This window comes from Pseudomonas sp. S1(2024), assembly GCF_046557535.1.
Genome location: NZ_JBKGFP010000138.1, coordinates 1 through 25,493, shown reverse-complemented (window position 1 = coordinate 25,493; position 25,493 = coordinate 1). Strand labels below are relative to the sequence as shown.

The 25,493-nt window shown below is 63.5% G+C and carries 25 protein-coding genes and 1 pseudogene; 13 read left to right on the top strand and 13 right to left on the bottom strand.

Going from position 1 to position 25,493, the window contains the following annotated elements; translation table 11 throughout:
- Positions 1-193: 193 nt before the first annotated feature.
- Positions 194-943, bottom strand: coding sequence for a 3-oxoacyl-ACP reductase family protein (locus ACLCGK_RS32345; protein ID WP_410953658.1), 750 nt, complete (start codon positions 941-943; stop codon positions 194-196).
- Between the two features lie 118 nt (positions 944-1,061).
- Here ACLCGK_RS32345 and ACLCGK_RS32340 point away from each other — a divergent pair, with 118 nt between their 5' ends.
- Positions 1,062-2,000, top strand: coding sequence for a LysR family transcriptional regulator (locus tag ACLCGK_RS32340; protein ID WP_085590083.1), 939 nt, complete (start codon positions 1,062-1,064; stop codon positions 1,998-2,000).
- Between the two features lie 114 nt (positions 2,001-2,114).
- Here ACLCGK_RS32340 and ACLCGK_RS32335 read toward each other — a convergent pair whose 3' ends face one another.
- Together ACLCGK_RS32335 and ACLCGK_RS32330 are read right to left on the bottom strand one after the other, a co-directional pair.
- Complete coding sequence (locus tag ACLCGK_RS32335; protein ID WP_410953657.1) at positions 2,115-2,585, bottom strand: transcription elongation factor GreAB; 471 nt, start codon at positions 2,583-2,585, stop codon at positions 2,115-2,117.
- Between the two features lie 2 nt (positions 2,586-2,587).
- A complete protein-coding gene (locus tag ACLCGK_RS32330; RefSeq protein WP_410953656.1) occupies positions 2,588-2,986 on the bottom strand; it encodes a hypothetical protein in 399 nt (132 codons plus the stop codon).
- A gap of 130 nt (positions 2,987-3,116) precedes the next feature.
- Between ACLCGK_RS32330 and earP the strand changes: the two genes are divergently transcribed.
- Entirely contained in the window at positions 3,117-4,244 is a 1,128-nt protein-coding gene (earP, locus tag ACLCGK_RS32325) for an elongation factor P maturation arginine rhamnosyltransferase EarP (RefSeq protein WP_410953655.1), read from the top strand.
- A 48-nt stretch (positions 4,245-4,292) separates the two neighbouring features.
- Entirely contained in the window at positions 4,293-4,862 is a 570-nt protein-coding gene (gene efp / locus ACLCGK_RS32320; protein WP_013971530.1) for an elongation factor P, read from the top strand.
- 102 nt (positions 4,863-4,964) lie between these two features.
- Here efp and ACLCGK_RS32315 read toward each other — a convergent pair whose 3' ends face one another.
- The 3 genes from ACLCGK_RS32315 to ACLCGK_RS32305 all read right to left on the bottom strand — a co-directional run bounded on the left by ACLCGK_RS32315 (position 4,965) and on the right by ACLCGK_RS32305 (position 7,002).
- Positions 4,965-5,393: an organic hydroperoxide resistance protein gene (locus tag ACLCGK_RS32315; protein ID WP_013971531.1), complete on the bottom strand. Its 429-nt coding sequence runs from the start codon at positions 5,391-5,393 to the stop codon at positions 4,965-4,967.
- A 141-nt stretch (positions 5,394-5,534) separates the two neighbouring features.
- Positions 5,535-5,990: a MarR family winged helix-turn-helix transcriptional regulator gene (locus ACLCGK_RS32310; protein WP_003260416.1), complete on the bottom strand. Its 456-nt coding sequence runs from the start codon at positions 5,988-5,990 to the stop codon at positions 5,535-5,537.
- Between the two features lie 58 nt (positions 5,991-6,048).
- A complete protein-coding gene (locus ACLCGK_RS32305) occupies positions 6,049-7,002 on the bottom strand; it encodes a LysR family transcriptional regulator (protein WP_013971533.1) in 954 nt (317 codons plus the stop codon).
- A 114-nt stretch (positions 7,003-7,116) separates the two neighbouring features.
- Here ACLCGK_RS32305 and ACLCGK_RS32300 point away from each other — a divergent pair, with 114 nt between their 5' ends.
- On the top strand, positions 7,117-7,866 hold the full coding sequence (locus tag ACLCGK_RS32300; RefSeq protein ID WP_285690187.1) for a sulfite exporter TauE/SafE family protein: 750 nt from the start codon (positions 7,117-7,119) through the stop codon (positions 7,864-7,866).
- A 174-nt stretch (positions 7,867-8,040) separates the two neighbouring features.
- On the opposite strand, the gene ACLCGK_RS32295 is transcribed toward ACLCGK_RS32300, so the two are convergent.
- Complete coding sequence (locus tag ACLCGK_RS32295; protein WP_015269374.1) at positions 8,041-8,892, bottom strand: LysR substrate-binding domain-containing protein; 852 nt, start codon at positions 8,890-8,892, stop codon at positions 8,041-8,043.
- 96 nt (positions 8,893-8,988) lie between these two features.
- On the opposite strand from ACLCGK_RS32295, the gene ACLCGK_RS32290 reads away from it, so the two are divergent.
- Together ACLCGK_RS32290 and ACLCGK_RS32285 are read left to right on the top strand one after the other, a co-directional pair.
- Positions 8,989-9,207, top strand: a complete 219-nt coding sequence (locus tag ACLCGK_RS32290; RefSeq protein ID WP_013971536.1) for a DUF1127 domain-containing protein — start codon at positions 8,989-8,991, stop codon at positions 9,205-9,207.
- 124 nt (positions 9,208-9,331) lie between these two features.
- Positions 9,332-10,552, top strand: coding sequence for a winged helix-turn-helix domain-containing protein (locus tag ACLCGK_RS32285; protein WP_410953654.1), 1,221 nt, complete (start codon positions 9,332-9,334; stop codon positions 10,550-10,552).
- Here the strand turns inward: ACLCGK_RS32285 and ACLCGK_RS32280 are convergent.
- On the bottom strand, positions 10,533-11,879 hold the full coding sequence (locus ACLCGK_RS32280) for a class II 3-deoxy-7-phosphoheptulonate synthase (RefSeq protein ID WP_003247094.1): 1,347 nt from the start codon (positions 11,877-11,879) through the stop codon (positions 10,533-10,535). The genes ACLCGK_RS32285 and ACLCGK_RS32280 overlap by 20 nt on opposite strands.
- A gap of 116 nt (positions 11,880-11,995) precedes the next feature.
- Here ACLCGK_RS32280 and ACLCGK_RS32275 point away from each other — a divergent pair, with 116 nt between their 5' ends.
- Together ACLCGK_RS32275 and ACLCGK_RS32270 are read left to right on the top strand one after the other, a co-directional pair.
- On the top strand, positions 11,996-12,751 hold the full coding sequence (locus ACLCGK_RS32275) for a spermidine synthase (RefSeq protein WP_015269377.1): 756 nt from the start codon (positions 11,996-11,998) through the stop codon (positions 12,749-12,751).
- Positions 12,752-13,157: 406 nt separating this feature from the next.
- Positions 13,158-14,871: pseudogene (locus tag ACLCGK_RS32270) on the top strand (DEAD/DEAH box helicase).
- 152 nt (positions 14,872-15,023) lie between these two features.
- Here ACLCGK_RS32270 and ACLCGK_RS32265 read toward each other — a convergent pair.
- Positions 15,024-15,791 (bottom strand): DODA-type extradiol aromatic ring-opening family dioxygenase, encoded by a 768-nt coding sequence (locus tag ACLCGK_RS32265; protein ID WP_410953653.1) that lies wholly within the window; start codon positions 15,789-15,791, stop codon positions 15,024-15,026.
- Between the two features lie 101 nt (positions 15,792-15,892).
- Here ACLCGK_RS32265 and ACLCGK_RS32260 point away from each other — a divergent pair, with 101 nt between their 5' ends.
- Positions 15,893-16,543 (top strand): thiopurine S-methyltransferase, encoded by a 651-nt coding sequence (locus tag ACLCGK_RS32260; RefSeq protein ID WP_410953652.1) that lies wholly within the window; start codon positions 15,893-15,895, stop codon positions 16,541-16,543.
- A gap of 171 nt (positions 16,544-16,714) precedes the next feature.
- Here ACLCGK_RS32260 and htpX read toward each other — a convergent pair whose 3' ends face one another.
- Entirely contained in the window at positions 16,715-17,602 is an 888-nt protein-coding gene (htpX, locus tag ACLCGK_RS32255; RefSeq protein ID WP_023661073.1) for a protease HtpX, read from the bottom strand.
- A gap of 289 nt (positions 17,603-17,891) precedes the next feature.
- Entirely contained in the window at positions 17,892-19,103 is a 1,212-nt protein-coding gene (locus ACLCGK_RS32250) for a pyridoxal phosphate-dependent aminotransferase (RefSeq protein WP_023661072.1), read from the bottom strand.
- 167 nt (positions 19,104-19,270) lie between these two features.
- Here ACLCGK_RS32250 and msrB point away from each other — a divergent pair, with 167 nt between their 5' ends.
- Together msrB and ACLCGK_RS32240 are read left to right on the top strand one after the other, a co-directional pair.
- Entirely contained in the window at positions 19,271-19,666 is a 396-nt protein-coding gene (gene msrB / locus ACLCGK_RS32245; protein ID WP_410953651.1) for a peptide-methionine (R)-S-oxide reductase MsrB, read from the top strand.
- Between the two features lie 13 nt (positions 19,667-19,679).
- Positions 19,680-20,168 (top strand): glutathione peroxidase, encoded by a 489-nt coding sequence (locus ACLCGK_RS32240; protein ID WP_015269382.1) that lies wholly within the window; start codon positions 19,680-19,682, stop codon positions 20,166-20,168.
- On the opposite strand, the gene ACLCGK_RS32235 is transcribed toward ACLCGK_RS32240, so the two are convergent.
- Entirely contained in the window at positions 20,158-22,515 is a 2,358-nt protein-coding gene (locus ACLCGK_RS32235) for a response regulator (RefSeq protein WP_410953650.1), read from the bottom strand. The genes ACLCGK_RS32240 and ACLCGK_RS32235 overlap by 11 nt on opposite strands.
- 204 nt (positions 22,516-22,719) lie before the next feature.
- Between ACLCGK_RS32235 and ACLCGK_RS32230 the strand changes: the two genes are divergently transcribed.
- Positions 22,720-23,607: an ATP-binding protein gene (locus ACLCGK_RS32230; protein ID WP_015269384.1), complete on the top strand. Its 888-nt coding sequence runs from the start codon at positions 22,720-22,722 to the stop codon at positions 23,605-23,607.
- Entirely contained in the window at positions 23,608-24,090 is a 483-nt protein-coding gene (locus ACLCGK_RS32225; protein WP_003260813.1) for a GAF domain-containing protein, read from the top strand.
- Positions 24,091-24,325: 235 nt separating this feature from the next.
- Here the strand turns inward: ACLCGK_RS32225 and ACLCGK_RS32220 are convergent, their stop codons facing one another.
- Positions 24,326-25,276: an IS110 family transposase gene (locus ACLCGK_RS32220; RefSeq protein WP_075047071.1), complete on the bottom strand. Its 951-nt coding sequence runs from the start codon at positions 25,274-25,276 to the stop codon at positions 24,326-24,328.
- Positions 25,277-25,493 lie beyond the last annotated feature (217 nt).

The following is a 25,493-nucleotide window of genomic DNA, read 5'->3' as shown; positions in this document are numbered from 1 at the left end:
GAAGCGGGCTTGCCCGCGAAGCCAACACCGTGGTGGATGGCACGGGCTTCGCCCGTGTTCGCGGGCAAGCCCGCTCCCACAGGGATCGCGCCAGCTTTTTGAAATTGAGCAAGACAGTTGCTCCCACAGGCATCGCGCAGTACCTGTGGGAGCGGGCGCGCCCGCGAAGAAGCCGGAACAGGCAACCCTTCAATCAGGCAGCAAACCCGCCATCGACCGTCAGGCTGGCCCCAGTGACATACCCCGCCTCAGGCCCCGCCAGGTAAGCCACGAAGCTGGCAATCTCATCCGCTTCGCCATAGCGCCCGATCGCCATCAGTGGGATCAGGCTGTCAGCGAACTCGCCGCTGGCCGGGTTCATGTCGGTGTCCACCGGCCCTGGCTGCACGTTGTTCACGGTAATGCCTTTCGGCCCCAGGTCACGGGCCATGCCGCGGGTCAGGCCGACCAGCGCCGATTTGCTCATGGCATAGGGGGCGCCGCCGGCAAACGGCATGCGCTCGGCATTGGTGCTGCCAATGTTGATGATGCGCCCACCGTGGCCCATGTAGCGCGCAGCGGCCTGGCTGGCGACGAATACGCTGCGCACGTTCACCGCCAGCATGTGGTCGAAGTCGGCCAGGTCGAATTCGGTCACCGGTGCTACCGCCAGCACACCGGCGTTGTTGACCAGGATATCCAGCCGGCCGAAGGCCTTCACAGTGTCATCCACGGCCAGTTGCACGGCCGCCGCGTCGGCGCTGTCGGCCCGCAGGGCCAGGGCCTTGCCGCCGTTTTCGGTAATTTCCTCAGCCAGCGCCTGCGCCGGGCCGGCGGAGCTGACATAGGTGAAGGCCACCTGTGCGCCTTCGCGGGCCAGGCGTCGCACGATGGCTGCACCAATGCCGCGGGAACCGCCCTGTACCAGGGCTACTTTGCCTTCGAGGGTATGTTGCTTGGACATGCTGATCTCCTGCTGGAAGCCAGGCCGGAATGCCTTGGATGGGCGCAGTATCGGCGCTTGATTACCTGCTGATAAGATGGCAATCACTATCAGCAGAGTAAACCTTTGGTTGCCAATCATGGCCATGGAATCGTTCAACGCGTTGGAATGCTTCATCCGCAGTGCCGAAGTCGGCAGCTTTGCCGAGGCCGCCAGGCGCCTCAGCATTACCCCGGCTGCCGTGGGCAAGCATGTTGCCCAGCTGGAAGCGCGCCTGGGGGTGCGGTTGTTCCAGCGTAGTACCCGCAAGTTGACCCTGACCGAGGCCGGGCAGCGATTTCTGGGGGAGGTCAGTGACAGCTTCCGCACCATCCAGTACGCCGTGGCCAACCTGGCCAGCAGCGAAGGCCAGCCGGCCGGTTTGTTGCGGGTGAGCATGGGTACGGTGTTCGGGCGCTTGTATGTGTTGCCATTGCTGGCCGAGTTCCTGCGTCGCTACCCGGCCATTACTCCGGACTGGCATTTCGACAACCGCCAGGTCGACCTGATCGGCCAAGGCTTCGATGCGGCGATTGGTGGAGGCTTCGATTTGCCACCAGGGGTGGTGGCTCGCAAGCTGACCCCGGCGCACAGGGTGCTGGTGGCGGCGCCGGCGTACCTGGGGCGGCACGCGCCGATCGACGACCCGCAGGTATTGCAACGGCATGACGGTATCCTGATCCGCTCGCCGCAGACTGGGCGGGTGCGGTCATGGCCGTTGACCAGCCGTTGGCAGGTGCAGCAGCCATTGCAGTTGCGCCAGACGATGACCATGAGCGATTCGGATGCGGCTTGCGCGGTGGCCGAGCAGGGCTTGGGGATTGCCTTGGTGAGCCTGCCGTTTGCAGTGCCGTACCTGGAAGGCGGGCGGCTGCAGCGGGTGCTGCCGGACTGGTATGTGGACGATGGGCATATCAGCCTGTATTTCGCCGAGCACAAGCTGTTGCCGGGCAAGACCCGGGCGTTTATCGATTTTGTGGTGGAACAGTTCGAAGAGCAGGGGTTGGCGCGGCGGTTCGATGCCTTGCAAATCCTTTAGATGTGTATTGCCTGTAGCGGCCCTATCGCCGGCAAGCCAGCTCCCACAGGTACCCCGCAGTATTTGGGCTTGTGGTAATCCTGTGGGAGCTGGCTTGCCGGCGATAGGGCCGGTTCAGACAACATCAACAATGAACAATGCCTGTGCCCCCAGGTTTACCTCATCATCAACCTTCTTGCCGACCAGTTGTTGCCCCAGCGGCGAGCGCGGGGTAATCACCGTCACCAGCCCATCCCCCTCGCCAATCTTCAACCCCGCCGCCTCGGGCCCGAGGAACAGTCGGCGTTGCCCGCCATCTTCATCCTCCAGCGTTACCAGGTTGCTCACCTGCACCCCGCGTGCCGGGTCGTAATCGCGCAGCAGCAGTTGCTGGTAGGTCAGCAGCGCCTTGCGGATCTCGGCGCTGCGGCGGGCTTGGCCGGTAGCCAGGTACGAGGCTTCCAGGCCCAGGGTGTCGTACTTGTTCTCGGCGATGTTCTCTTCGGCGGTGGCGGCTTCGTACGCGGTTTGCGCCGCGCGGGTCAGCACATCCTGGTCATGCTCGAGGGTGGCGACGATCTGTGCCAGCAGGCTGGGCTTGTCCATGGTCAGTAACAGAACTCCAGCACGTTGGCCTGGCTTTTGTCGGTGGGCGCGGTGCGGTTCTGCTGCAGCCAGAACTGGCACTTGGGGCTGTTGAGGTTGCGCGGGTTGCCCTGGGCGGCCTCGGCGGCCTGTTGCAGCTCCTGCTTGTGCAGGATGTCCTTGTAGCGTTCGAACATTTCCGCCTGGGCATCCGCCGCAGGGGCTGGCGCTGGCGGCGCGGCAGGCCGGTACGCGGCGGGGGCCACGGCTTGGGCCAGTGGCTGTACCTGCTGTGGCCACAGTTGCAGGGCCAGCCACAGGCTGGCGGCGATCGCCACGGCGCCCAGCCACAGGCCAAGGGCAACGCACACGATCAACGGCAGCGGCTTGAGGGTGATCTTCAGTTCACGGTGGCGCGGCATGGCAGCCTCCTGGCAGGGTGTTCGGGGTGCATTGTCGCATGCGCCTGGGCATTTTTCCGCGCAGGTGCTTTTGTCGGCGACAATTTATGCGCAGAATGCGCGGTTTTTCCGCTGGGCGAGGGCAGGGCACATGAAAGCCACCTGGGACATCTTCTGCAGCGTCGTCGACAACTACGGCGATATAGGCGTGACCTGGCGCCTGGCCCGGCAGCTGGTGGCCGAGCACGGCCTGGCAGTGCGGCTGTGGGTGGATGACCTCAATGCGTTCACGCCCATGTGCCCCGGGGCCGATGCCACCGCCCCGGAGCAGTGGCAACACGGTGTGGAAGTGCGCCAGTGGCCGGTGACCTGGTTGCCGGTGGCGCCGGCTGATGTGGTAATCGGTGCCTTCGCCTGCCAGTTGCCAGCAGCTTATGTAGAGGCAATGCGTGCTCGCGCCGCGCCGCCGCTGTGGTTGAACCTCGAATACCTCAGTGCCGAGGACTGGGTGGAGGGCTGCCATGGCTTGCCTTCGCCGCAGCCCAATGGCTTGCGCAAGGTATTTTTCTTTCCCGGCTTTACCGAAAAGACCGGTGGCTTGCTGCGCGAGGGCTCGCTGCTGGCGCGGCGTGATGCGTTCCAGCAAGGCGCACGTCAGGCCTTCTTGCAGGGGCTTGGCGTAAACCCTGAAGCGGGGGCGTTGCTGATTTCCCTGTTCGCCTACGAAAACCCGCAACTGGGCAACTGGCTTGATGCCTTGGCCTCAGGCGAGCAACCTTGCCACCTGCTGGTGCCGCAAGGGCGCGTTGTCGCGGGGCTCGGCCAGTGGCTTGGCGAGGCGACACTGCAAGTGGGCAGCGTGCGCAAGCGAGGGGCGCTGACCGTGCAGGTGCTACCTTTCGTCAGCCAGGACGACTACGACCGGTTGCTGTGGAGCTGTGATTTCAATGCCGTGCGCGGCGAAGACTCGTTCGTGCGCGCGCAGTGGGCCGGGCAGCCGATGCTGTGGCACATCTACGTGCAGGACGAGAATGCCCATTGGGAAAAGCTCGAAGCGTTTCTCGCGCATTATCGACACGGGTTGTCAGACGATGCCGATGCCGCCCTGCTTGGCTTGTGGCGTGCCTGGAACATGGACCGCGACATGGGCCAGGCCTGGCAGGCGGCCCGCCAGCACTGGCCGGAACTGCAGCAGCATGCCCGGCTTTGGGCAGCGCGACAGGCCGCTCAGCCGGACCTTGCCACAGCGCTAGTACACTTTTACCGAAATTCGCTATGATACGCGGCCTCGATTTTTATAAATCCATCCAGATTCGGATACTTCGTAATGAAAACTGGTAAAGAACTGAAACCCGGTACCGTCCTGCGGATCGACAACGACCCGTGGCTGGTTCAAAAAGCTGAGTTCACCAAGTCGGGCCGTAACAGCGCGATCATGAAGACCAAGCTGAAGAACCTGCTGACCGGCTACAAGACCGAAACCGTCTACGGTGCAGACGACAAGCTGGACGACGTGATCCTGGATCGCAAAGAAGCGACCCTGTCGTTCATCAACGGTGACGAATACACCTTCATGGACACCACCGACTACACCATGTACGAACTGAACGCCGAGGACATCGAAGCCGTTCTGCCGTACATCGAAGAAGGCATGGAAGACGTCTGCGAAGCCGTGTTCTTCGAAGGCCGCCTGGTATCGGTTGAACTGCCGACCACCATCAGCCGCCAGGTTGTCTACACCGAGAACGCTGCACGCGGCGACACCTCGGGCAAGGTCATGAAGCCTGCCAAGCTGAAGAACGGTACCGAGATCTCGGTTGCCGACTTCATCCAGATCGACGAGTGGATCGATATCGACACTCGCGACAACAGCTTCAAAGGCCGTTCCAAGAAGTAATCCTTCTTGTGAAACGCAAAAAACCCGGCCTAGGCCGGGTTTTTTCTTGCCTGCAAACTTCCAGGCCGCGGCACGCTTCCCTTGTAGGAGCGGCTGCAAGCCTTATACGGTCACGTGCAGGCGCACATCCACATTGCCGCGGGTGGCGTTGGAGTACGGGCACACCTTGTGCGCCTTTTCCACCAGCCCTTCGGCATCGGCCTGGGCCAGGCCCGGCAGGTTGATGTGCAGGTCGATGTCCAGGCCGAAACCACCTGGAATCTGGCCAATGCCCACTTTCGCGGTGATCGAGGCGTCCGCCGGCAGGGCTTTTTTCTCCTGCCCGGCCACGAACTTCAGGGCACCGATGAAGCACGCCGAGTAACCGGCGGCGAACATCTGCTCGGGGTTGGTGCCGTCACCGCCTGCGCCGCCCAGTTCCTTGGGGGTGCTCAGGCTGACTACCAGCTTGCCGTCACTGGAGCGGGATTTGCCGTCGCGCCCACCGGTGGAGGTAGCTTCTGCGATGTACAGCGGAGTGACCTTTTGCATCTTGAGCCTCGCTAATGTGCTGTGCGCTCCCCGTCTGGAGGAGGGCGCGGGTTGGTGTGGGATTTAAATTAGCGCGCAATTAGTTAGTGCGCAAGATAAATCATCACCGTTCATCTGAACGGCCATCGCACAGCATAGCTGTCAGAGGGTTTTCTGCAGGTTCTCGCGCAGCGCCAGCAGGTCGGCCTGCAGTTGTTGCAGCTGTTCCAGGCTGCGCCCGCTGGCCTTGAGGATGCACTGCGGCACTTCTTTGGCCTGCTGCTGCAAGGCGCGGCCCTTGTCGGTCAGCTGCACCAGTACCACCCGTTCGTCCTCGCGGCTGCGGTTGCGCTGCAGCAGGCCTTCGCTCTCCAGACGCTTGAGCAGCGGTGTCAGCGAACCGGGGTCGGTGAGCAGGTGCTGGCTGATCTCGCCTACGGTCAGGCCATCGTGCTCCCAGAGCACGAGCATGGCCAGGTACTGCGGGTAGGTCAGGCCCAGGGCCTGCAGCAGCGGTTTGTAGACCTTGGTCATCAGCAACGAGGTGGAGTGCAGGGCGAAACAGACCTGGTTGTCCAGCAGCAGCTCGTCACAGGAGGCTTGGGTGTCGGCGTTCATGCAGGTCCTTGAAGGTAATCAATGGGAAAGTCTGGCACGCGGATCGTTAGTGCGCGCTTTATTCGCGCAGCTCACTGCGCAAGGCCAGGTCCCAGGGTGGAATCGGGCTGAAGCGGCTCTTGAGAAATTCGAGCAGCAAACGGCTGCGAGAGTTCGTTTCATGTTCCAGGCGAAGTGCGTAAATACCGCTGGTTTCCGCTTTGGGCAAGCCGCCGTCGCAAAACAACGGTATCAACTCGCCGCGCAGCAGGTATTCGCTGATCAGCCAAGTAGGCAGGTGGGCTATGCCTAAGCCTGCGAGCGCGCCGAACAGCAGGGTTTCGGCGTTGTTGGCGGCCATGCGCATGCGTGAGGGGCGGTACAGGCGGGTTTGCCCGGCCACGTTGAAACGCCAGGCGAATGGTGGCGCAAGGCCGTCCCAGTCCAGGCCGTCGTGCCCTGGCAGCTCGCTGGGGCAGCTGGGCATGCCGCGGCTGGCCAGGTAGGCCGGGCTGGCGCAGGCGATGCGCACCATGTAGGCCAATGGCGTGGCGACCAGCCGGGTGTCGGCCAGGGGGCCGGCGCGCAGCACCAGGTCGACCTCGCCCAGGTGGCTGCCATGCAGGTCGACGAAGCTGTCGATCAGGCGCAGTTGCACATCCAGGCCCGGGTAGGCGACCAGGAAATCGGCGATGGCCGGGGCCAGGTGGCGGCGGCCGAATGCGGCGGGGGCGTCGATGCGGATCAGGCCTTCGGGGGCATTGCTCAGCGACACCGCTTCGGCGCGGGCCAGGCGCAGCTCCTCGATGATGCGCCTGGCCCGTTCGGCAAAGGCGTTGCCGGCAGGTGTGGCACGCACGGCGTGGGTGCTGCGGGTGAACAGGCGGCTGCCCACGGCGCTTTCCAGGTTGTCGATGCGCCGGGCCACGGCGGACGGGGTCAGCGGGTGGCGGCGGGCGGCGGCAGAAAAACTGCCGGTTTCCAGCACATCGAGGAACAGGCTTAGCTGGTCGGTCAGGGTATCGGGGCTCATGGCTGCCTTGCTTTTGCGAAAAACGCACAGCCATTGTGCGCTGCTGTGCGTTTCCCCGCCAGCCCGCAATCGTTAGCATGCTCGCATTATGTGTAAAGGCGGATGAGGCCCCTGATGATCGAGTGGTTGTTGTATATCGTGCTGGGCGCAGCCCTGGGGACCATGGGTGGCCTGTTCGGCATTGGCGGCGGGCTGATCGCGATTCCGGCGCTGGGCGTGCTGTTCGGCCTGGACCAGCAACTGGCGCAAGGCACGGCGCTGGTGATGGTAGTGCCCAATGTGCTGCTGGCGCTGTGGCGTTATCACCAGCGTAACCGCATCGAGTTGCGCCATGCGGTACCGCTGTCGCTGTGCAGCTTCGGGTTCGCCTGGCTGGGGTCGATCTGGGCGGTCGGGCTGGATGCGCATTCCATGCGCCTGGGCTTCGTCGGCTTCCTGGTGGCCCTGGCGGTGTGGAACGTTGCGCGAATGTTCATGAAGGTAACGCCGCCCAGCGCCGAGTTGCGCTATGCCTGGCCTTGGCTGGGTGTACTGGGCAGCTTTGCCGGGACGATGGGCGGCTTGTTCGGGGTGGGTGGGGCTGTGGTAGCCACGCCGATTCTGACCAGTGTGTTCGGTACCACCCAGGTGGTGGCGCAGGGGCTGTCGCTGGCGCTGGCGGCGCCGAGTACCTTGGTAACCCTGGTGACCTATGGGGTGCACCACAGTGTTGACTGGGGGGTGGGGGTTCCATTGGCGGTGGGCGGCCTGCTGAGTATCAGTTGGGGTGTGAAATTGGCCCATGCGTTGCCGGAGAAGGTGTTGCGGGCGATGTTCTGTGTGTTTTTGGTGGGGTGTGCGGTGATGCTCGGGTTCGAGCTTTGAGATTTTGGGGCCGCTTTGCGGCCCATCGCGACACAAAAACACTCCCCCAAGGGAGTGCGTCTACCTTTCGGAGCTGACTCTTCTTCCTGAAAGAAAAAGTTCCTCTCATAGGGGGAATCGCGTCCTTTGGGGGGAGCGGCCTTGTGCCGCGATGGGCTGCGCAGCAGCCCCAAGTTACTTGAACCCTTCGACAATGTAGTCGGCCATGCAATCGGTAATCGGCGAAGGGTTCTGGGTACTGCGCACCAGCATTACATTGGCCACCGGTAACTGCGGCAACCCTTCGTTTTCGCCCAGAATGCGGATATTCCCGCCAATCAGGCTCTGCAACTGTGCGGTCACCGCCAACCCAGCGGTGACGATGGCAAAGATCGCTGCCAGGCTCGGGCTGGTATAGGCGATGCGGTAGTCGATGCCCTGGGCCTCCAGGGCATTGCAGGTCCAGGCCCGGCAGAAGCAGTCGGTGTTGAACAAGGCTACCGGCATGGGGCGTTGCTCCTGCGGGCAGAAGCCTTCCGCGGCGGCCCAGACCAGGCGTTCCTGGCGCAGCAGCTGGCCAATCTCGTTGCCCGGCTCACGCGTGACGATGGTCAGGTCCAGGTCCTGGCGCAGCATCAGTTGTTTGGAGGAGTCGCAATGCACCTCCACCTGCACCAGCGGGTAAGCCTGGGCAAAGCTCGACAGGATGGTCGGCAAAAAGCGCATGGCATAGTCGTCCGGCGTGCCGATGCGTACTACCCCGACCATGTGCGGCATGCGCAGGGTGTTGAACACTTCCCCATGCAACTTGAGGATGCGCCGCGCATAGCCGAGCAGCACCTGGCCCTCGGCGGTCAAGCGCACCTGGCGGCCATCGCGCTCGAACAGCTGGCGCTGGAGGATGTCCTCTTCCAGGCGTTTCATCTGCATGCTCACCGCCGACTGGGTGCGGTTGACCACCTCGCCGGCGCGGGTGAAGCCGCCCTGCTCGGCGATGGCCACGAACGTGCGCAGTACGTCGGCGTCGAGGCTCTGGTACTGGGACATTGCATCAATCTCCGAGATGCATGGCATCAGAAACATTCGTTGGATTGATCTTATGCCTGGCAGGAGACTGGAGCCATCAACACGGAGGGCTTCACGATGAAAGGTCATGTCAGCAGCATCCAGCAACCTGCCTTTTCCCTGAACCACCTGTGGCATGCCGCCCTGCAGCGCCCTGCGCGATGGCTGCAGCTGTACCGCCAGCGCCAGGAACTGGCCAGCCTGAGTGATGCGACCCTGCACGACCTGGGGTTGAGCCGGGCGGATATCCAGCAGGAGGCCGAGCGGCATTTCTGGGATGATCCGTTGCGGAAATAGGCTAAGTTTGTCGGTGGAATTACCGGCCTATTCGCGGGCAAGCCCGCTCCTACAGGTGCTGCACAATTGCGGGAGCGGGCTTGCCCGCGAAAGGGCCGGGTCAAACACTACAAGGAGTTCAGGCTTGTCCCTCAAGCTGTCCATCAACCAGGCCCGCCGCCTGGCCCTTTCTGCCCAAGGTTTCGGCAAACAGCCGGAAACGGCGCCGACCCTGCCGGCACTCAAACGCATGCTGCAACGCCTGGGCGTGTTGCAGATCGATTCGGTCAACGCCCTGGTCCGCTCCCACTACCTGCCGCTGTTCTCCCGCCTGGGCAGCTACTCGCCTGCCGCCCTCGACCAGCTCGCCTGGGGCCGTGGCCGCCAACGTCTGTTGTTCGAGTACTGGGGGCACGAAGCCTCGCTGCTGCCGCTGAGCCTGTACCCACTGCTGCGCTGGCGCATGGCCCAGGCCGCCGATGGTCGTGGCATCTATCGCCAGCTCGCGCAGTTTGGCCGTGAACGCCAGGACGTTATCGCTCGGGTACTGGCAGCGGTCCGCGAACAGGGCGCCCTTGGCGCGGGCAGCCTGTCCACCCGCGAAGAGCGGGCTGGCCCTTGGTGGGACTGGAGCGAGGAAAAGCACGCGCTGGAATGGCTGTTCGCCGCAGGGGAGGTGACGGTCGCTGGGCGGCGCGGCTTCGAGCGGCTCTACGATGTACCGGAAAAGGTCCTGCCGAGGTCGATCCTCGACCAGCCACTGCCCAGCGAGACCGAGGCGCATCAGGGCTTGATGCTGCACGCCGCCACCGCCCTGGGCGTAGCCACCGAGCGCGACCTGCGCGACTACTTCCGCCTGGACCCGGGGCAGGGCAAAGCGGCACTGGCCGAACTGGTGGCTGATGGCCGCCTGCAAGCGGTCGAGGTGCAGGGTTGGAAGCAGCTTGCCTACTGCGCCGGCGCGCCGCGCATCCCCCGGCGCATCGAGGCCAGCGCGCTGTTGTCGCCGTTCGATTCACTGGTCTGGGAACGCAGCCGTACCGAGCGCTTGTTCGACTTCCGCTACCGCCTGGAAATCTACACCCCGGCGCACAAGCGGGTGTACGGTTACTACGTGCTGCCGTTCCTGTACCGCGAACGCATCGGCGCGCGCGTGGACCTGCGCGCCGAGCGCGCCCAGGGGCAACTGGCAGTGCACGCCGTGCATGTCGAGGCAGCGGGCCTGGACAAAGAGGGTTACCAGGCCTTGGCTGGCAACCTGCTGCGCCTGGCCAGCTGGCTGGGGCTGGAGAAGGTGCATCTTAACTGCCCGCGTACCGAGGGCAGTCAGTTGCGCCAGGCGTTGCTCAGCGCCGCACCTGCTTGAGGGTTTCGGCAATCAGGAACGCCAACTCCAGCGACTGGTCGGCATTCATCCGCGGGTCGCAGTGGGTGTGGTACCGGTCGGACAGCGCATCCTCGGTGATCGGCCGGGCGCCGCCGATGCATTCGGTGACGTTCTGCCCGGTCATCTCGATGTGGATGCCGCCGGCGTGGCTGCCCTCGGCCTGGTGCACCTGGAAGAACTGCTTCACCTCATCCAGGATCTGTGCAAAATCGCGGGTCTTGTAGCCGCTGCTGGCCTTGATGGTGTTGCCATGCATCGGGTCGGAGCTCCACAGCACCTTGCGCCCTTCGCGTTCGACCGTGCGAATCAGCCCCGGGAGGTGGTCGCCGACCTTGCCGGCACCCATGCGCACGATCAGGTTCAGGCGCCCGGGGTCGTTGGCCGGGTTCAGCGTGTCGATCAGGCGGATCAGTTCTTCGGGGTTCATGCTGGGGCCAACCTTGACCCCGATCGGGTTGTGCACGCCGCGCAGGAACTCCACATGGGCACCGTCCAGCTGGCGGGTGCGGTCGCCGATCCACAGCATGTGCGCCGAGCAGTCGTAGTAGTCGCCGGTCAGGCTGTCCTGGCGCACGAAGGCTTCTTCATAGTTCAGCAGCAGTGCTTCGTGGGCGGTGAAGAAGCTGGTTTCGCGCAGCTGCGGCGCGCTGTCCAGGCCGCAGGCGCGCATGAATGCCAGGGTTTCGTCGATGCGGTTGGCCAGCTGGTGGTACTTGTCGGCCAGCGCCGAGTTGGCGATGAAGTCCAGGTTCCACTTGTGCACCTGGTGCAGGTCGGCGAACCCGCCTTGGGCGAAGGCGCGCAGCAGGTTGAGGCTGGCGGTGGCCTGGTGGTAGGCCTGCAGCAGGCGTTCCGGGTCGGGGATGCGGCTTTTCGCGTCGAAGCCGATGCCGTTGACGATGTCGCCACGGTAGGCGGGCAGGGTGATGTCGCCGATGGTTTCATCGCCCGATGAGCGCGGCTTGGCGAATTGCCCGGCCATGCGCCCGACCTTGACCACCGGGCAGCCGGCGGCGAAGGTCATGACAATGGCCATCTGCAGCAGCACCTTGAAGGTGTCGCGGATTTTCGCCGCCGAGAACTCGGCGAAGCTCTCGGCGCAGTCGCCACCCTGCAGCAGGAAGGCGCGGCCTTCGGTGACCTCGGCGAACTGCCGGCGCAGCTCGCGCGCCTCGCCCGCGAACACCAGCGGCGGGTAGCTGGCCAGGGTCTGTTCGACCTTCAGCAGGTGCGCGGCATCGGGGTAGGTCGGTTGCTGCTGGATCGGCAGGGCGCGCCAGCTGTCGGGGCTCCACGGTTGGTTCATCTCGGGCTCGGTCTTGTCGGTTGTAGGCTATGGGCCATGGTAACAGTTGGCGCTGCGCTTGTTGCATCGAGGGTGTTGGCGGACAATGCGCGTTTTTGTGCGGGTAGGTGGTGAGCATGGCGGCGGAACGGGAAGAGCGGCTACTGGCACGGGTGCAGGACGCCTTTGGCGTCATCAGCGTGTATGAAGTCGACGACTACCGCTTTCTGGAATTCGGCGATGCAATCGAGCAGAGCTGCGTGTTCACGGCCGACCCCAGCTGGCTTGAGTACGACTATACCCGCGCCATGCTGGTGGGGGCGCTGTGCCACGAGCAGCCGGAGAGCGCGCTGTTTCTCGGCCTGGGTGCCGGCACGCTGACCCAGGCCTGCATGAAGTTCCTGCCGCTGGACGACATCGAGGCCATCGAACTGCGCCCGGACGTACCGCGCCTGGCCATGGAGTACCTGGGCCTTGACGACGATCCGCGGCTGTATGTACGCATCGGCGATGCGCTGGAGCTGTTGCCCACGGCGGAGAAGGCCGACCTGCTGTTCGTCGACCTGTACACCGACCATGGGCCGGGGGTGGGCCACCTGGCGTGGAACTTCCTGGAAAACTGCCAGCAGCAACTGAACCCGGGTGGTTGGCTGGTGATCAACCAGTGGGCCACCGACGACGGCAAGCCGCTGGGCGCGGCGTTGCTGCGCGGGTTGTACCACCGGCATTACTGGGAGCTGCCGGTGAAGGAGGGCAATGTGATCCTGCTGGTGCCGGCGGACCTGGAGCAGACGCTGGACCTGGATGGGCTGAAAGCCCGGGCCCAGGCGCTGGCGCCGCGCCTGGGGTACAGCCTCGAGGGGCTGATCCGCGAGATTCGCCCGGCTACCTGATGAATCTGTGGCGAGGCTGCTGGCCCTATCGCCGGCAAGCCAGCTCCCACACCGACCGCGTTGGCCTCGAGCCATGCGCTGTCCCTGTGGGAGCTGGCTTGCCGGCGATGAGGCCGGTACAGGCAATAAAGAATTATCGATTCAGCTCCAGGTGATTGATGGCCCGACACTGGCCAGGCACCCTGAAAATATTCCTCACGTCTGCGCACGATTTCGGGTATAGTACGCGCCGGTCTTTTAGCGGACCGCAAAATCAGGTGGTGCAAACCCTCCGAGTCCAGCTTCGGCTGCACGTCCGCTAGGCGGACTTTCCCACGTTTTCTTTTTCAATCGTTTTCGCAAATCCCCGCCGCCAAAGCTGCCTGGGTGACCTGTCGGTCTTTCATGGCTTGTGCAGCTTTGGAGCATGGGTCTTTGCGGATGCACCTAGAGGCAGACCCATGACCCAGGAAACCGGCGGCTTCGCCGCTCTCGATCTCAATCCGAATATTGTTGCTGCCGTTCTGGCGACCGGCTACGAAGAGCCGTCCGCCATTCAGCAACAATCGATCCCGATCATCCTCGCCGGTCACGACATGATCGGCCAGGCGCAGACTGGCACCGGCAAGACCGCTGCCTTCGCCCTGCCGATCCTCAACAAGATCGATGTGAGCAAGCGCGAACCGCAAGCCCTGATCCTGGCGCCAACCCGTGAGTTGGCGCTGCAAGTTGCTACCGCTTTCGAAACCTACGCCAAGCAGATGCCGGGCGTGAACGTGGTCGCCGTCTACGGTGGTGCCCCGATGGGCCCACAGTTGCGTGCGATCCGCAACGGCGCGCAAATCGTCGTGGCCACCCCTGGCCGTCTGTGCGACCACCTGCGTCGTGACGAAAAAGTCCTGTCGACCGTGCAGTACCTGGTACTGGACGAGGCCGACGAGATGCTCAAGCTGGGCTTCATGGACGACCTCGAAGTGATCTTCGATGCCATCCCGGCCAGCCGCCAGACCGTGCTGTTCTCCGCCACCCTGCCGTCGTCGATCCGTTCGATCGCCGAACGCCACCTGCGCGAGCCCAAGCACGTCAAGATCCAGAGCAAGACCCAGACCGTTACCGCGATCGAGCAGGCTCACCTGATGGTCCACGCCGACCAGAAGATCCCGGCTGTGCTGCGTCTGCTGGAAGTGGAAGAGTTCGACGCGCTGATCGCCTTCGTGCGTACCAAGCAAGCCACCCTGGACCTGGCCTCCGCGCTGGAAGCCAAGGGTTACAAGGCTGCCGCGCTGAACGGCGACATCGCCCAGAACCAGCGTGAGCGCGTGATCGACTCGCTCAAGGATGGCCGCCTGGACATCGTTGTCGCTACCGACGTCGCTGCCCGTGGCCTGGACGTACCGCGCATCACTCACGTGTTCAACGTCGACATGCCGTACGACCCGGAGTCCTACGTACACCGTATCGGCCGTACCGGCCGTGCCGGTCGCGATGGCCGTGCACTGCTGCTGGTCACCCCGCGTGAGCGCCGCATGCTGCAGGTGATCGAGCGTGTAACCGGGCAAAAAGTTGCCGAAGCCCGCCTGCCGAATGCCCAGGCCGTGCTGGATGCCCGCATCAAGAAGCTGACCTCGAGCCTGGCGCCACTGGTTGCCGAAGCAGAAGCCACCCACGGCGAGCTGTTCGACCGCCTGACCGCCGACCTGGGTTGCAGCGCGCGTGCCCTGGCTGCTGCCCTGCTGCGCAAGGCCACCAATGGCCAGGCGCTGGACCTGGCTGCGGTAGAGCGTGAGCAGCCGCTGGTGCCGAGCTTCGCCCCGCGTGGTGAGCGTACCGAACGTGGTGAGCGTGGCGAGCGTCCGGAGCGTGGTGACCGCGAGCGCCGTGCGCCGATGCCGCTGGCCGAAGGCCGTGTGCGTTGCCGTACTGCCCTGGGTGCCCGTGACGGCATCGCTGCCAAGAACCTGCTGGGCGCGATCCTCAACGAAGGTGGCCTGGCTCGTGACGCCATCGGCCGCATCCAGGTGCGCGACAGCTTCAGCCTGGTCGAGCTGCCGGAAGATGGCCTGGAGAAGCTGCTGTCCAAGCTCAAGGACACCCGCGTGGCCGGCAAGCAGCTGAAGCTGCGTCGCTACCGCGAGGATTGATCCTGGCGCAATAAAAAAATCCCCGGCTTTGGCTGGGGATTTTTTTTGCCTGTGCCGGCCTCTTCGCGGGCTTGCCCGCTCCCCCAGGTGCATCACAGCTCTCAAGGCCTGTGGAGGACCTGTGGGAGCGGGCAAGCCCGCGAAGAGGCCCTTCAGTCGAACCGATAAATGTCCATCCCCAACGCCCCCAGGGTAAACCCTTGGTGCACCATACCGAACTTGCCGCCAGCCCCCAGGGCAAAGAACAGCGGCAGGAAATGCTCATCACTGGGATGGTTACGCACCGCAAACGGCGCCTGTTGCCGATAACCCAGCAACGCTTCCTGGTCATTCGCCCGAAGCTTTTCCACCACCCAATCCCTGAACGCCAGTGCCCATGGCTCGATCACATCCGGCCCGGCATGCCAGTCCAGTTCGCCCAGGTTGTGGGTAATGCTGCCCGAACCGATCAACAGCACGCCCTGATCGCGCAAACCCGCCAGCGTCTGGCCTACCTTGACCTGCAGCGCCGGCCCCATATGGCTGGGCAGTGAAACCTGCACCACCGGAACACCCGCATCCGGGTACATCAGCGACAGCGGCACCCAGGCACCATGGTCGAACGGCCGCTGCGCGTCCAGCCGGGCTGTCAGCCCGGCAGCCTGCAGCAATTCGCTGACCTGGCCGGCAAGGGTGGGGTTACCCGGTGCCGGGTACTGCACCGCATACAGCGCCGGTGGGAAGCCGTAGAAGTCATGCCAGGTCTCTGGTTGTGCGCTGCCGGTAACCAGCAGTTCGCGGCTTTCCCAGTGCGCCGACACCACCACGATCGCTTTCGGCCGGGGCAGGGCGTTGGCAAGCCCTGCCAGCGCAGGCCCGCTGGCGCCGGGTTGCAGGGCAAGCATGGGAGAACCATGGGAAATGAACAGGCTGGGCAGCATGGCGGGGTCCTGACGGTTAAGATGCAATCATCTTCGATCAACTACAGATCGAAATCCAAACCAACTTTTACCGACAAACCATCTAAAAATCAGGAGTGATCATGGAGCCAGCGTTCTGGCAGCAGCGGTGGGCCGACAACCAGATCGGCTTTCACCAGGCACAGGTGAATCCCTATCTGCAGAGGTACTGGCCAACGCTTGGCCTGGCGCCGGGCAGCCGCGTGCTGGTGCCGTTGTGCGGCAAGAGCCTGGATCTGGCCTGGTTGGCCGGGCAGGGGTATCGCGTGTTGGGCGTAGAGTTGTCGCGGCAAGCGGTGGAGGCATTCTTCCGTGAGCATGGGCTTGAAGCCGAGGTGCAACAGCGCGGGGTTTTCGAAGTTTGGCGCAGTGGTAACGTGGAGCTCTGGTGTGGGGATTTCTTTGCGTTGGAGGCAGAGGATATCGGCGACTGCGCGGGGCTGTATGACCGGGCGGCGCTGATTGCCTTGCCGCCGCAGATGCGTGTGGCTTACATGCAGTTGTTGTCGGGCTTGCTGCCGGCGGGTTGCCAGGGGGTGGTGGTGACTCTGGATTATGACCAGGCTTTGCTGGGCGGGCCGCCGTTTTCGGTCGGGGATGAAGAGCTGCGGCAGGGGTTTACCGGGTGGCAGGTGGATGAGCTGGAGGCTGTGGAGGTGATTGAGGAAAGCCCGAAGTTCCTGCAGGCCGGAGCTTCCAGTTTGTTGGAGCGGGTGTACCGGGTTAGCCGATGACAGGTGTGTAGCCTGTTCCGGCCCTTTCGCGGGCTCACCCCCCCCCACAACCACCCCACGGTTGGAGGGTGGGGGGGAGTACCTGGGGGAGCGGGCAAGCCCGCGAAGGGGCCGGTGCAGGCAAGCACAAAAAAGGGCGACCGAAGTCGCCCTTTGTTTTTACCGGTTGGATCAACCGCGACGGCGCAGGGCCTCGATACGGTCTTCCAGCGGCGGGTGGCTCATCAGCAGCCCGGCCAGGCCGTGCTTCAGGCCACCATTGATGCCGAAGGCCTTCAGGGTGTCGGGCATGTGCACCGGCAGGCCTTGCTCCACGCGCAGGCGCTGCAGGGCGCCGATCATTGCTGCGGTACCGGCCAGCTGTGCACCGGCTTCGTCGGCGCGGTATTCGCGGCGGCGCGAGAACCACATCACGATCATGCTGGCCAGAATGCCCAGGATCAGCTCGGCAACGATGGTCGCCACGTAGTAGGCAATGCCCTGGCCTTCTTCGTTCTTGAAGATCACCTTGTCGACGAAGTTGCCGATGATGCGCGCGAAGAACATCACGAAGGTGTTCACCACGCCTTGCACCAGCGCCAGGGTGACCATGTCGCCGTTGGCCACGTGGCCGATCTCGTGGGCCAGCACTGCGCGCACTTCATCGGGCGAGAAACGCTCCAGCAGGCCCTGGGACACGGCTACCAGTGCGTCGTTGCGGTTCCAGCCAGTGGCGAAGGCGTTGGCCTCGTACGCCGGGAAGATACCCACCTCGGGCATCTTGATGCCCGCTTCACGGGACAGCTCTTCGACCGTTTGCAGCAGCCACTGCTCGTGGCGGGTGCGCGGCTGGCTGATGATCTGGGTACCGGTGGTCATCTTCGCCATCCACTTGGAGATGAACAGCGAAACGAGGGAGCCGGCAAAGCCGAACACGGCGCAGAACACCAGCAGGCTGCTGAGGTTCAGGTCGACCCCGTTGGCGGCCATGAACCCGTTGAAACCGAACAGGCTCAGGGTAATGCTTGCAACCAGCACCACCGCGAGGTTGGTGGCTACAAACAACAGAATGCGCATCATGGTTGTTACGTTCTCCTGACGGATGAGTTGTCGCTTACTGCGGGGTATATAAGGGGCCGGCCGTGCCGATTCAATCGGGCGACTATTTCAAACTGTGTACGGCGGAGTATGGCAGAGGATGGCGCGGGGGCTGTGGGATAGAGCGTTGCAGGATGTAAGAAACATTCCATGGGATTTTTGGGGCTGCGTTGCAGCCCATCGCCGGCAAGCCAGCTCCCACAGGGACCCCACAATCTTCAGGCCTGTGGAGATCCTGTGGGAGCTGGCTTGCCGGCGATGAGGCCGGTACTTACTGCGAATAAGTCCGCAGGAAGTTGCCGATCCGGCCAATCGCCGCCTCCAGGTCATCCACCCGCGGCAAGGTGACCACGCGGAAGTGGTCCGGCCACGGCCAGTTGAACGCCGTGCCCTGAACGATCAGCAGCTTCTCCGACAGCAGCAGGTCGAGCACGAACTTCTCGTCGTTGTGGATCGGGCAAACCTTCGGGTCGATCTTCGGGAATGCATACAGCGCACCCATCGGTTTCACGCAGCTAACGCCCGGGATGTCGTTCAGCAACTCGTAGGTGCGGTTGCGCTGCTCCAGCAGGCGGCCGGGTGGCAGCACCAGGTCGTTGATGCTCTGGTAGCCGCCCAGCGCGGTCTGGATGGCATGCTGGGCCGGCACGTTGGCGCACAGGCGCATGTTGGCCAGCATGTCGATGCCTTCGATGTAGCTTTGCGCGTGGTGCTTGGGCCCGGAGATGATCAGCCAGCCGGAGCGGAAGCCCGCCACCCGGTACGACTTGGACAGGCCGTTGAAGGTCAGGCACAGCAGGTCGGGGGCCAGCGAGGCGGTGCTGATGTGCACGGCTTCGTCGTACAGGATCTTGTCGTAGATCTCGTCGGAGAACACCACCAGGTTGTGCTGGCGGGCCAGTTCCAGCATGCCCAGCAGCAGCTCTTTGGAGTACACCGCGCCGGTCGGGTTGTTCGGGTTGATGATCACCAGGGCCTTGGTGTTCGGGGTGATCTTGGCCTTGATGTCCTCAAGGTCGGGGAACCAGTCGGCCTGCTCGTCGCACAGATAGTGCACCGGCTTGCCGCCGGCCAGGCTCACGGCGGCGGTCCACAGCGGGTAGTCGGGGGCAGGGATCAGCACTTCGTCGCCGTTGTTGAGCAGCGCCTGCATCGACATCACGATCAGCTCGGACACGCCGTTACCCAGGTAGATGTCCTCGATGCCGACGCCTTCGATCTGCTTCTGCTGGCAGTACTGCATCACCGCCTTGCGGGCGCTGAACAGGCCCTTGGAGTCGCTGTAGCCCTGCGCGGTGGGCAGGTTGCGGATCACATCCTGGAGGATTTCGTCAGGCGCCTCGAAGCCAAACGGCGCCGGGTTGCCGATGTTCAGCTTGAGGATGCGGTGGCCTTCCTCTTCCAGGCGCTTGGCGTGCTTGAGCACTGGGCCGCGAATGTCGTAGCAGACATTGGCGAGCTTGTTCGATTTGCTGAACTGCATGATGGGATCCCGATTGAGAAAACGCGCTACGCCCCGCCGAAAGGTTTGAAAGGGCAGGAAGCGGGTGCCAGACTGAACGCCTGGCACACGAAGCCAACTAATATACGTGCCACCCGCGCCCCGGAAAAGACGGTGCGCAGTGAAATTCAGCCTGCCGAGGTCCCTACATGCAAAAGATCGTGAAAACCCTGGAACAATGGCAGTCGATGCTCGACCCCGAGCAGTATCAGGTATGCCGCCTCAAGGGTACCGAGCGGCCGTTCAGCGGCAAGTACAACAGCGAGCGCCGCGACGGCATCTACCACTGCATCTGCTGCGGCCTGCCGCTGTTCGATGCGCAGACCAAGTTCGATTCCGGCTGCGGCTGGCCGAGCTTCTACGCACCCATCGAGGAAAGCGCGATGATCGAGATTCGCGACACCTCCCACGGCATGATCCGCACCGAAGTCACCTGTGCCCGCTGCGATGCGCACCTGGGCCACGTGTTCCCCGATGGCCCGCCACCGACCGGCCTGCGCTACTGCATCAACTCGGTGTGCATCGACCTGCGCCCGCGCGACTGACCGGAGCCCGACCATGGCTGGATCGATACTGGACATCCCCTGCGTGACCCTGGGCGGCGAGCACAAGAAGCTCGGCGACTTCCCCGGCAAGGCGCTGCTGGTGGTCAATACCGCCAGCCAGTGCGGCTTTACCCCGCAGTACAAGGGCCTGGAGCAACTGTGGCAGGCCTATCGCGCGCGCGGGCTGGTGGTGCTGGGCTTCCCCTGCAACCAGTTCGGCAAGCAGGAGCCGGGCGATGCACGGGAAATTGCCCAGTTCTGCGAGCGCAATTTCGGTGTGAGCTTCCCGCTGTTCCGCAAGGTCGAGGTCAACGGCCCCGGCAGCCACCCGCTGTTCGTCGAACTCAAGCAGCGCGCCCCGGGCATTCTGGGCAGCCAGAAGATCAAGTGGAACTTCACCAAGTTCCTGGTCGACCCGGCCTCTGGCCAGGTAACGCGCTACGCCCCCACCACCAAGCCGCAGGCCCTGGAAGCGGACATCGAGCGCCTGCTCAGCCGTTAACCGGCACCCAGTGGTCGACCAGCGCCAGCAGCTCTTCACGGCGGAACGGCTTGGCCAGGTAGTCGTTCATGCCGGCTGCCCGGCAGCGCTCGCGCTCTTCGGGCATGGCGTTGGCGGTGAGGGCGACGATTGGCAGGTCGGGCCAGCGACCGCTTTGGCGGATACGCCGGCTGGCCTCGTAGCCGTCCATCACCGGCATGTTGCAGTCCATCAGGACCAGATCGAATTCGTCCTGTTCCAGTAGCTCCAGGGCCTCGGCGCCTTGGGTGGCCAGCTGTACCTGGCAGCCGAGCTTGGCCAGCATGCCCTTGGCCACCAGCTGGTTCACCGGGTTGTCCTCCACCAGCAGGATGCGCGCGCGGCCTTGTTCCAGGATGATGGCCGGGGTCGCCAGCGGGTGTTCGGGCTCATGGCCCTGCAAGGTGCGGCGCAAGGTCTGGTACAGGGCGTTGCGCGCCAGCGGCCGGGCCAGTTGGTGCAGGGGGGCGAGGGCGACCGACTGTTCGCTGGGCAGGAAGTTGCCGTAGGCGGTCACCAGCAAGATCGGTGTTTTCAATGCCGGGCGCAGTTCGAACAGGTGGTCCAGGCTGTCGGTGATCAGCAGGTCGATGGCCGTGGCGTCGAGCCCCGCGCAGCTGTCATGGTGCTGGTAGGCAAGGCCCCAGGCAGGCAGCAGGTCCTGCAATAGTTCATCGAGCCCGCTGCCGGCCGTGCTCAGCGCCGCCACGCGCCCGTGCAACGGTGCTGGCGCAATGGCCTCGGTGTGCACGGCCAGTGGCAGTTCGGCGGTGAAGCGGCTGCCGAAGCCAGGGTCGGACTTGATGTGCAGGTGGCCCTGCATGGCCTTGCACAGGTTGCGTGTCAGCGCCAGGCCCAGGCCGGTGCCACCGTACTGGCGTGTGATGCCGGCGCCGGCCTGGGTGAATGGCTGGAAGATCCGTGCCTGGGCTTCTTCGGGGATGCCGATGCCGGTGTCGCGCACTTCCAGGCGCACACCGCCGACGATGGTCGACAGGCGCACATCCACGCGGCCGAAGCGGGTGAACTTGAGGGCGTTGGACAGCAGGTTGCTGACGATCTGCCGTACCCGCGTGGGGTCGCCAAGCACGCTGCTGGGGAAGTCGCGGGCGATCAGGCAGGTCAGCTCCACGCTTTGCGCGGTGTTCTGCGACAGCAGGTTGGCAGTGTCCTCGACCATCGAGCCCATGTCGAACGGAATGCGCTCCAGCTCCAGCTGGCCGGCATCGAACTTGGACAGGTCGAGAATATCGTTGAGCAACTCCACCAGCACCTTGCCCGAGTCATGGGCTATCGCCAGCTGCTGGCGTTGCTCGCTGGGCAGCGGGCTGTCCAGGGCAAGGGCGATCATGCCGAGCATGCCGTTGAGCGGGGTACGGATTTCGTGGCTCATGTTGGCGAGGAAGGCGGCGCGCGCCTGGGCCATGTCCAGCGCCCGGCGGCGGGCTTCTTCCAACTCCTGGTTGGACAGGCTCAGGCTGCTGTTGCTGGCCTTCAGCTCGTTGGTGCGTGCCGAGACGATATCTTCCAGCTCGTTGAGGTACTGGGTCAGGCGGTTTTCCGCGGTGCGCCGCTGATCGATCTCGGTGGCCATGCTGACGAACTGCTGGTTGGCGACCCTTACCAGTACGCCGATTTCGTCATGTTCATGTCCGGGTGGGCATTGCAGGCGGGTTTGCGTGGGTTTGCGCGGGTCGCTGCCGCTGAGCGCGCCAATTACCGTCACCAGCGGCTTGGTCAGCATCATGTAGAACAGCGCCAGGAGGATGCCGGTCAGCACCAGGCTGCGGGCGAAGCCGTTGAGCAGGGTGATCCCGGCACGGTCGAGAAAGCGGCTGCCGAAGGCGTAGGTGTCCACCTCCAGGTAGAGGGTGCCGAGGTTTTCCTCGGGCATGTGGGTCAGATACAGGCGTTCCTTGAACTGGCGCTGATCGCCGAACAGGAAGTCGCTGAGTGGCCGGTAGCGGTCCTCCAGGCGCGGCCGTTCGACGTCGGCCAGTACCGTTTCGTTGTTGTCGATCAGCCGCGCACGGATGATGGCCGGCGACTCCAGCAGGCCGCGAGTCAGCTCCAGCGCCAGTTCCGAGTCGATGTTGTAGGCGATGCGCGAGGCCGGGTTGTGGCTGATTTGCAGCAAGGCGCGTACTTCACGGTTGATGGACGCGTCTTCGCTGGCATAATCGATGCCGATCTGGATGAGACTGAGCAATGTTCCCAGGATGAAGCCGACCAGGACTGTCAACCGGGCTTGCTTGTATGACAGGCGATTGGTGAACTTGATATCCATGTGTCCCGAGCCGGTTTCACGTCCCTTGCGCTGCGCAAGCATAGCCGAATAGCCCCGGCTGCTGGTGGGTCTGTCTGTTCATTTCAGTTGATTGCCAAGCGGGGGCCGCTTTGCGTCCCTTCGCGGGCTTGCCCGCTCCCACAGGTATATCACTGCCCTCGAGATTTGCAGTGTACCTGTGGGAGCGGGCAAGCCCGCGAAGGGGCGCGCAGCGGCCCCAAAAAACTGAAATTCGTAGGAGTCGTCATGGACGCTCGCTTGATTGCTTTCCTGGACCGCGCCGAATCGGTACTGGCCCGCCTCGAACCCCTGTTGCCGGCCCAGCGCCCGAACATCGACTGGGCCACCACCCTGGCCGCGCGCTGGCAGCGCGATGGCCGCAGCGGCTACCTGCTGCCGCTGGAGGTCAGCCTGGACATTCGCCTCAGCGACCTGATCGGCGTCGACCTGCAGCGTGACCAGCTGGGCCGCAACACCCATCAGTTCATCAACGGCATGCCAGCCAACCATGCACTGCTGTGGGGCTCGCGCGGCACCGGCAAGTCGTCGCTGGTACGTGCCTTGCTGGCCGAGCATGCCGGTGCCGGCCTGCGCCTGATCGAAATCGAACGTGATCACCTGGCCGACCTGCCGCGTGTAGTCGAGCAGCTGCAGAAGCTGCCGCAACGCTTCATCCTGTTCTGCGACGACCTGTCGTTCGAAGCCGGGGAGGGCGACTACCGGGTGCTCAAGAGCGTGCTCGACGGCTCGCTCGAGCAGGCCCCCGACAATGTGCTGCTGTACGCCACCTCCAACCGCCGCCACCTGGTGCCGGAAAAGGAGAGCGACAACGAGAACTGGAAGCGCGTGGACGGCGAGCTGCACCCCAGTGAAGCGGTGGAAGACAAGATTGCCCTGTCCGACCGTTTTGGCCTGTGGCTGTCGTTCTACCCCTTCACCCAGGAACACTTCCTGAACGTGGTCGAGCACTGGATCGGCCAGCTCGCGCAAACTGCCGGCCTGGCCTGGCAGCGCAGCGAAGAACTCGACATCCTCGCCGTGCGCTGGGCCACCGGCCGCGGTAACCGTAATGGCCGTTGTGCCTATCAGTTCGCCCGCTACTGGGTCGGGCTGCAATTGCTGGAGCAAAAGTAAATGATCGACCTCAATGCCAGTGGCGCCGGCCTCGACGGCTACAACCTGCTGGCGGCGCAAGTGCAGGCGCTGTTTGCCGACGAGCGTGACTTCATCGCCAATGCCGCGCAGTTTTCGGCGTTCCTCTATAACCAGGTGGACGACCTGAACTGGGCGGGGTTCTACCTCAACCGCAACGAAGAACTGGTGCTGGGCCCGTTCCAGGGCCAGGTGGCGTGCGTGCGCATCCCATTCAGCAAAGGCGTGTGCGGGGCGGCAGCGGCCACCCGGCAGACCCAGCGGGTAGAGGATGTGCATGCGTTCCCGGGGCACATTGCCTGTGACAGCGCGTCCAACAGCGAGCTGGTGATCCCGCTGGTGAAGGAGGGCAGGTTGATTGGTGTGCTGGACCTGGACAGCCCGAAGCTTGGGCGCTTCAGTGAGGCGGATCAGGTGGGGCTGGAGCGGTTGGCGGCGATTTTTCTGGAGTTGACCGACTGCTGATATTTGTTGCCTGTACCGGCCTCTTCGCGGCTAAAGCCGCTCCTACAAGGATCGCACCAAGCCTGAGGGCGATGCGGTCCCTGTGGGAGCAACTGTCTTGCTCAATTTCAAAAAGCTGGCGCGATCCCTGTGGGAGCGGGCTTGCCCGCGAACACGGGCGAAGCCCGTGCCATCCACCACGGTGTTGGCTTCGCGGGCAAGCCCGCTTCCACGCGGCTCACGCTGCGTTCTGGATTTACGTTGTACTTTCAGGCTGCGGTAGCACTAGATCGAGCCATGATGTACCCGTTCTGAGCATGGCATTTAACCGCACGATGAACGTTCTCATGCAGGCCACGATAGCGACTTTGGGAAGTTTTCCGCGCTCCCGCAGTGACTGATAACGAGCCTTGAGTGCTGGGTTGTATTTCATCGCCACAAGGCATGCCATGTACAGCGATCGCCTGACCGCAAATCGCCCGCCAGAGATAGAGCGCTTGCCCATGAATTTCCCGCTGTCGTGGTTGAAGGGCGCCACCCCAACCAGGGAGGCAATTTCTCTGGATTCAACCCGACCTAGCTCCGGCAGCAGCGCTATTAGTTTGCCCGCCGTCACCATCCCAATGCCTTTCACTTTGATCAGCTGGGCAACCCGTTCGTCGTTCAGCATCGCGATTTGCTGTTCGATCTCACACTCAACCCGTTTGATCTGCGCCTTGAAGTGTTTCAGGTTGGCATTCAGGTAGTTAGCAACTGCAGTCGATTGCACCTGCTTCAGGCGCCGCAGGTCGTCATCTCGCTGTTGAACCATCCGATCACGTTGCTGAAGCAACTCTCGCAGAAGCGCTCGTTCGGGGCTGACTCGTAGAGAGGGTTGATCTGGAATGACTTCGGCATAGTGCGCCAGAACCTCGGCGTCGATGGCGTCAGTCTTGGCCTTGATGCCTAAAGAGTCAGCGAATGACCTGGCTCGCCTGGGATTGACGCGTATGACCTTGTAGCCAGCGTCCTGTAGAAAACGCATGACATCTCGCTCGTAGCCACCCGTCGCCTCTAACAGGACGCGTTTGATACTGAGCTTGCGAAGGCTCTCCAGTAGCGCCTCAAACCCTGTTGGATCATTGCTTAAATGCATTTTGATGCCCTGTGGCCGCACCGCAGCATCAAGGGAGAGACTGGAAACATCGATACCCAAGAAGGAAGCCATCACCAAAACCTCCTAAACTCAAAACAGTGAGAGGACTTTGGCTTGGCCCACGCTTGTGATTCGAGATCAGAGCCGCATCCAACTGTTCGGGCTCTCGCCAAAGTGGAACGGTGAATGGCAGCTTTTGCTCCCACACGTGCTCAAGGCACCTACGGCATTCAGCTTGCCATTCACCGCTCTCACTCCAAATTCTAATCCCCCATCAAGACACAAGCGG